The 5,498-nt window shown below is 63.4% G+C and carries 3 protein-coding genes and 1 pseudogene; all 4 read right to left on the bottom strand.

Annotated elements, in window-relative coordinates; translation table 11 throughout:
• Window positions 1-245, bottom strand: a pseudogene (locus tag ABF757_RS12010) (hypothetical protein); the annotation flags it as partial.
• Window positions 235-2,385 (bottom strand): RNB domain-containing ribonuclease, encoded by a 2,151-nt coding sequence (locus ABF757_RS12005; RefSeq protein ID WP_415482566.1) that lies wholly within the window; start codon window positions 2,383-2,385, stop codon window positions 235-237. The gene ABF757_RS12005 and the pseudogene ABF757_RS12010, both read right to left, overlap by 11 nt.
• Window positions 2,386-2,420: 35 nt before the next feature.
• Window positions 2,421-5,162 (bottom strand): type I DNA topoisomerase, encoded by a 2,742-nt coding sequence (gene topA, locus ABF757_RS12000; protein WP_415482564.1) that lies wholly within the window; start codon window positions 5,160-5,162, stop codon window positions 2,421-2,423.
• Between the two features lie 29 nt (window positions 5,163-5,191).
• Window positions 5,192-5,446 (bottom strand): DprA-like winged helix domain-containing protein, encoded by a 255-nt coding sequence (locus ABF757_RS11995; protein ID WP_035371468.1) that lies wholly within the window; start codon window positions 5,444-5,446, stop codon window positions 5,192-5,194.
• Window positions 5,447-5,498: the final 52 nt, after the last annotated feature.

The raw sequence follows: 5,498 nt of genomic DNA, 5'->3' as shown, positions 1-5,498 counted from the left end.
GCCTGTGCCTGTGCCTGTGCCTGTGCCTGTGCCTGTGCCTGTGCCTGTGCCTTAGGGGGAGTGTTGTCGGTGGCTGTCGTGGCCGAGGCACTCTGGCGTGGGGTCAGCGGCGGGGGCGGCAGGGGCTGGTTGCCCGACCTGTCCTGTGCGCGCACGGGTGCTGGCTGGCACAGCAGCACTGCCAGAATAACGACAGGCAGGCCACGCATGACGCAGGCATAACGGAGGGACAGGTCAGCACGCATGAACGGGAGAAGCCAGAGTTACGGTGCCCCGCGACGGGCAGGTTGCGATCAGGACTGCTGAAAATACGCGCTCAACCCGGTTCCGGTTTCCGGTTTGATGCTCATTGGAGTCGGAACGGCGCGACGCGACGCCGTCATGCAGCAAGGTGTCGCAGGCCCCTGTGCCAGAAGGGAATGCCGACCATGGAAGGAAAGACGGAGTTCCGGTTTTCGTCAATCTCACCCGAAGGCCATGCCGTGTTGATGTGAGGGCATGGAACTCCACAGGCTGGCCTATCAGGGGGGCCAGCACCTGTGCCGCCAGCCGGTTCAGGCAGGCCTGTGCAACATCCGTGGCCCTGCGTTCGGTCATGCTCAGATGGGCTGTCAGAGCCTCAAGCGCTGTGTCGGACGAACTGGAAGGCTGGGTATGTGTGAGGGAGGCGGCCTGCGTGGGCGTGAATGTGGATAAAGGCGCGCGAGCCAGAAAATCCGCCAGTGCCCGGTGGGTAACAAGGTCCGCATAGCGGCGGATCGGGCTGGTAAAATGTGTGTAGCAGGCAAGCCGGAGCCCTGCATGGGGGGCTGTTGTGGCGCTGTAGCGGGCTGTGGGGCGGGGCTGTCCGGAGGTAGAGGCTGCATGGGTGCGGAACAGCCCGGCCAGCCCATGATGGTGTAGGAGGGCTGCGGCCTGCGTATTGGCGGCCACCATGCAGGCTGCCACCATGTCATGTGTGGGCAGCGTCGTGCGTGGCGTAAACGACACAGCGTTGCCCTGTGTATCGTGGCTGACTAGCCAGGACTCGTCATGCTGCGGCTCGACACCGCGCCGCAGGGCTTCGGCCTGAAGGGCCTGTGCGGCATCCCAGAGGGCGTGCAGGCTTTTCAGCACAGCAGGGGCGGGGTTTTGTGGCGTGTCCTGCCCCGATATGTCGGCAGCAGGTATTGCTGAATGCTGTGGGTTAAGGGCCCGCAGCGCCTGTGTGTAGCTCAGCCGTGCGACGCTGCGCATCAGGCCCCGGCCCAGCCGTGCCCGACCCAGTGTGCCCTGCCGGGTTATGGACAGGTCCATGAACAGGCAGGGTCTATCCTGCCCCGGCAGGAGCGAGCAGGCATTCTCGGACACGGCCGGGGGCAGCATGGGCACAACCCGGTCTGGCAGGTAGATGGACGTGCCGCGCAGGCGGGCCTGCTGGTCCAGCGCCGAGCCTGCGGGCACGCATGCGCTGACATCCGCTATTGCGACTACAAGCCGCCAGCCTGTTTCGGTGGGTTCGGCCCACAGGGCATCGTCAAAATCATGCGCGGATTCGTCATCAATGGTGATGAGGGGGAGCGTGCGCAGGTCTTCACGTTCTGACGGTGCGGGCTGGCCATGCAGGGCGGCAACGGTGCGGGCTGCGGATTCGGCTTCGTTCAGAGCGTCCTGGCTGAAGGCTTCCGGTATAGCGTGGGTCAGCAGGCTCAGTCGTCCTGCCATGCCCGGTTCCGTAGCCTTGCCCAATATACCTGCGGGCAGGGCAGTATAGGCGTTGTCAGTCGTGCTTTCAGGTGCCGCTTCCGGCCCGTTTTGTAGGGAGGCCAGAAGGATACTGCCCGGTGCTGGATCAGCTATGTCCGACGCAAGGCGGTGGAACGGCACGGACAGGCGTGGATCGCACGACCACAGGGCGGCTTGTGCAGGTTCGGTCTGCTGGGGCGAGGTGTCCGTCATGGGCAGGTCGGTGCGCGGTGCAGGACAGAGCATGCGCAGGATGCGGCCTGTGCGGGGCCCAGTCAGCGCGGGGCGCAGGCGGGCCAGCACGGTATCGCCGGGCAGCAGAGGGAGTATATCGCGGGCACTCTCTACCGGAGGGGCGGACAGGCGGAGCGTTCTATCCGTTCCACCCGTGCCGCAGGGGGCTTCCACCACGCCGCGTATGAGCATCTGCCCGTCAGCCTGATGCACCCCCGTGATACGCACACGCACGATTTCGGGCAGGCCGACGGACGCCTTGATGCGTCCAGCAGGCAGGTGCAGCAAGGCACCCGCAACTGCCATGTCGTGCAGTTGCGCTTTGAGCGACGCCTTGTGCTGTACCGGCAGGCGCAGGACACGCAGGATATCCATAAGCCCAAGGGGCCGGGTGTCCTGTGCCAGCACCGCCTGAATATCCTCCATGCGCGGAAGACAATCAGGCGCGGAGGCAGTGTGCCTCAATCGGTTTTCTTTTTCCGTGGCGCTGCGGCCTTGCGTGGCGCCTTGGCGGGGGCTGCCTCAGCCAAAGCCGTGTCTTTTGCCGCTGCGGTCTTTTTGGGAGCGGCTGCTTTTTTGGTGGTGCTTTTGGCTGTGGTAGTCTTGGCAGCTGTGGTTTTGGTTGTAGCCGCTTTGGTTGTAGCCTTTTTCGTGGTGGTTTTTTTGGCGCCCGCTTTACCCCCCTTGGCTTTCAGGGGTTTGCCTTTTTCCACCAACAGGTCCACGGCCTCATCCAGCGTAACCGTATCCATATCCGTGCCGCGCGGCAGGGTGGCGACAATCTGGCCATGCTGCACATAGGGGCCAAAGCGGCCTTTACGCACCAGCACGGGTTCGGCGTCCTTGGGGTGGTTGCCCAGCGTGCGGATGGAGGCGAGCTTTTTGGCCAGCGCATCAACCGCGCGGTTCAGCCCCACGCTCAGGACATCGTCATCCTTATCCAGCGAGCCATAAACGGCTCCCATTTTCACATAAGGCCCAAAGCGCCCCAGCCCGGCCTCGATTGGCTCGCCCGTTTCAGGGTGCAGCCCGACCAGACGCGGGAGGGAGAGCAGGCCCAGAGCCTGCTCCAGCGTAATGGTTTCGCCGCTCATGCCCTTGGGGAGCGAGGCGCGGCGCGGGCGGGCCTTCTTGTCCGCCGGGTCTGGTTCACCCTGCTGCACGTAAAGCCCGTAGGGGCCCTGACGTACGGTAATGTCCTCGCTGGTCTCAGGGTGCTGGCCCAGCAGGCGCATGCCGTCCTTGAGGGTGGCAGCACCTTCGCCGTCTTCCGCACTGTCGGAAACCAGACGGCGCGTATATTGGCATTCCGGGTAGTTGGAACAGCCGATAAACGCCCCGTAACGCCCGAGTTTGAGGCCAAGCCGCCCTGAACCGCAGGATGTGCAGTGGCGCGGGTCGGACCCATCCTCACGCGGGGGGAAGAAGAACGGCCCCAGATCCTTGTCCAGTGCGTTCAGCACATCGGTAATGGTGAGTTCCTTGGTGTCGGCCACCGCGTGGGAGAAGTCGTGCCAGAATGAGGCAAGCACTTCCTTCCACTGGGCGCGCCCACCGGAAATATCGTCCAGCCGCTCTTCAAGGCTCGCGGTAAAGCCCGTGTCCACATAGCGTTCAAAGAACGAGACAAGGAAGGCGGTTACAAGCCTGCCACGCGCTTCAGGGATGAAGCGGCGGCTTTCGAGCCGCACATAGCTGCGGTCCTGCAACACGCTCAGCACCGAGGCATAGGTGGAAGGGCGGCCAATTCCCAGCTCTTCCATTTTCTTGACCAGTGATGCTTCGGAATAGCGCGGCGGCGGCTGGGTAAAGTGCTGTTCGGCCTCCACATCTTCACGCTTGAGCGGGTCTTTCTCGCTCATGGCGGGCAGCATGCGCGATTCGTCGTCAGCGGCCTTGTCGGTGTCGTCGCGCCCTTCGCGGTAGAGCTTGAGAAAGCCCTCGAAAGTGATGATCGAGCCGTTGGCGCGCAGCACGGTCTGGTTTGAAGGCCCGGCAATATCGACCGCCACCTGATCGAGAGAGGCGGATTCCATCTGGCTGGCCACAGCACGTTTCCAGATCAGGTCGTACAGGCGGCGCTGGTCGTGGTTGAGGCGGCTGGCCATTTCATCGGGCGTGCGGGAAATATCGGTCGGGCGTACGGCTTCGTGCGCTTCCTGCGCGTTCTTAGCCTTGGAGGTGTACATGCGCGGTTTTTCCGGCACATACGCGGCGCCAATCCGCTTGCCGATATGCGCGCGGATAGACTGCACGGCTTCCTGCGCCATGGTCACGCCATCGGTTCGCATATAGGTGATCAGCCCCACCGTTTCGCCGCCGAGGTCTATGCCTTCGTAAAGCTGCTGGGCGGTGCGCATGGTTGTCTGCGCACTCATGCCCAGCTTGCGCGAGGCTTCCTGCTGGAGTGTGGAGGTTGTGAACGGCGGCTGCGGATTGCGGCGCACCTTGCGGCGCTCGATACTGCGTACGGCAAGGGCCTCGGCTTCCACGGCGCGGCGTGCGGCCTCGGCCTGTTCGGCATTGGCCAGATCGAACTGGTCGAGCTTGTTGCCGTTGAGGTGGGTCAGGCGTGCGGTAAAGGGCGCGCCCTGCGGGGTCAGCAGGGCGGCGGTCACGCTCCAGTATTCGCGCGGTTTGAAAACCTCGATCTCGGCTTCACGCTCGCAGATCAGGCGCAGGGCCACGGACTGCACGCGCCCGGCGCTACGTGAGCCGGGCAGTTTGCGCCACAGTACAGGCGAGAGCGTAAACCCGACCAGATAATCCAGCGCGCGGCGGGCCAGATAGGCCTCGATCAGCGGGAAGTCGAGCTCACGCGGGTGCGCCATGGCATGCAGAATGGCGCTTTTGGTAATTTCGTTGAAGGTGACACGCTGGACGTCCACGCCCTTGAGGAGCTTGCGTTCCTCCAGCATGGCGCGGACATGCCACGAAATGGCCTCTCCCTCACGGTCAGGGTCAGTGGCGAGATAGAGATGATTGGCACCCTTGAGCGCCTTGGCAATGGCGGAAACCTGCTTCATGCCCCGTTCATCGGACTGCCACGACATGGCGAATCCTTCATCGGGCAGCACGGAGCCATCCTTGGGCGGCAGATCACGTACATGGCCGAACGACGCCAGAACGACGTAGCCGTCTCCAAGATATTTGTTGATCGTTTTCGCCTTGGCGGGCGATTCGACAACGACAACGTCAGTCATACTCTCTCCGACCTGCCCGGAGGCAGCGTTTAACCTCTTGTTTCCGCCTGTCCGCCTGCCAGCGCCACATGCCCCCCGGCAGAGGTGGTGATGCGACCCGAAAGTTCCAGTTCGGTCAGCGCGATCAACACGACGGAAGCCGAGAACTGGCAGCGCCGTATCAGATCGTCAACAGCTATGGGCGTAAAGGACAGAAGATCAAGTATGTGCTGAGGCACATTCACACATGCGTTTTGTGCCCGATTGGGCGGTGGCGGCGTGTCGGGAGAGGCTTTGGCCCGCATATTCCGGAGGGGGGCGGGGCCAGCGTTGTGCTCTGGCTCTGCTGTGCCGGTG

Origin of the sequence: Acetobacter papayae, from assembly GCF_047721125.1 — a bacterium.
Taxonomy (GTDB): Bacteria; Pseudomonadota; Alphaproteobacteria; order Acetobacterales; family Acetobacteraceae; genus Acetobacter; species Acetobacter papayae.
This window is presented reverse-complemented; position numbering and strand designations above follow the sequence as displayed.

Excerpts from the sequence above, each read along its gene's own strand:
- ABF757_RS12005 (WP_415482566.1), bottom strand. The coding sequence starts at position 2,385 with ATGGAGGATATTCAGGCGGTGCTGGCACAGGACACCCGGCCCCTTGGG.
- ABF757_RS11995 (WP_035371468.1), bottom strand. The coding sequence starts at position 5,446 with ATGCGGGCCAAAGCCTCTCCCGACACGCCGCCACCGCCCAATCGGGCA.
- topA (WP_415482564.1), bottom strand. The coding sequence starts at position 5,162 with ATGACTGACGTTGTCGTTGTCGAATCGCCCGCCAAGGCGAAAACGATC.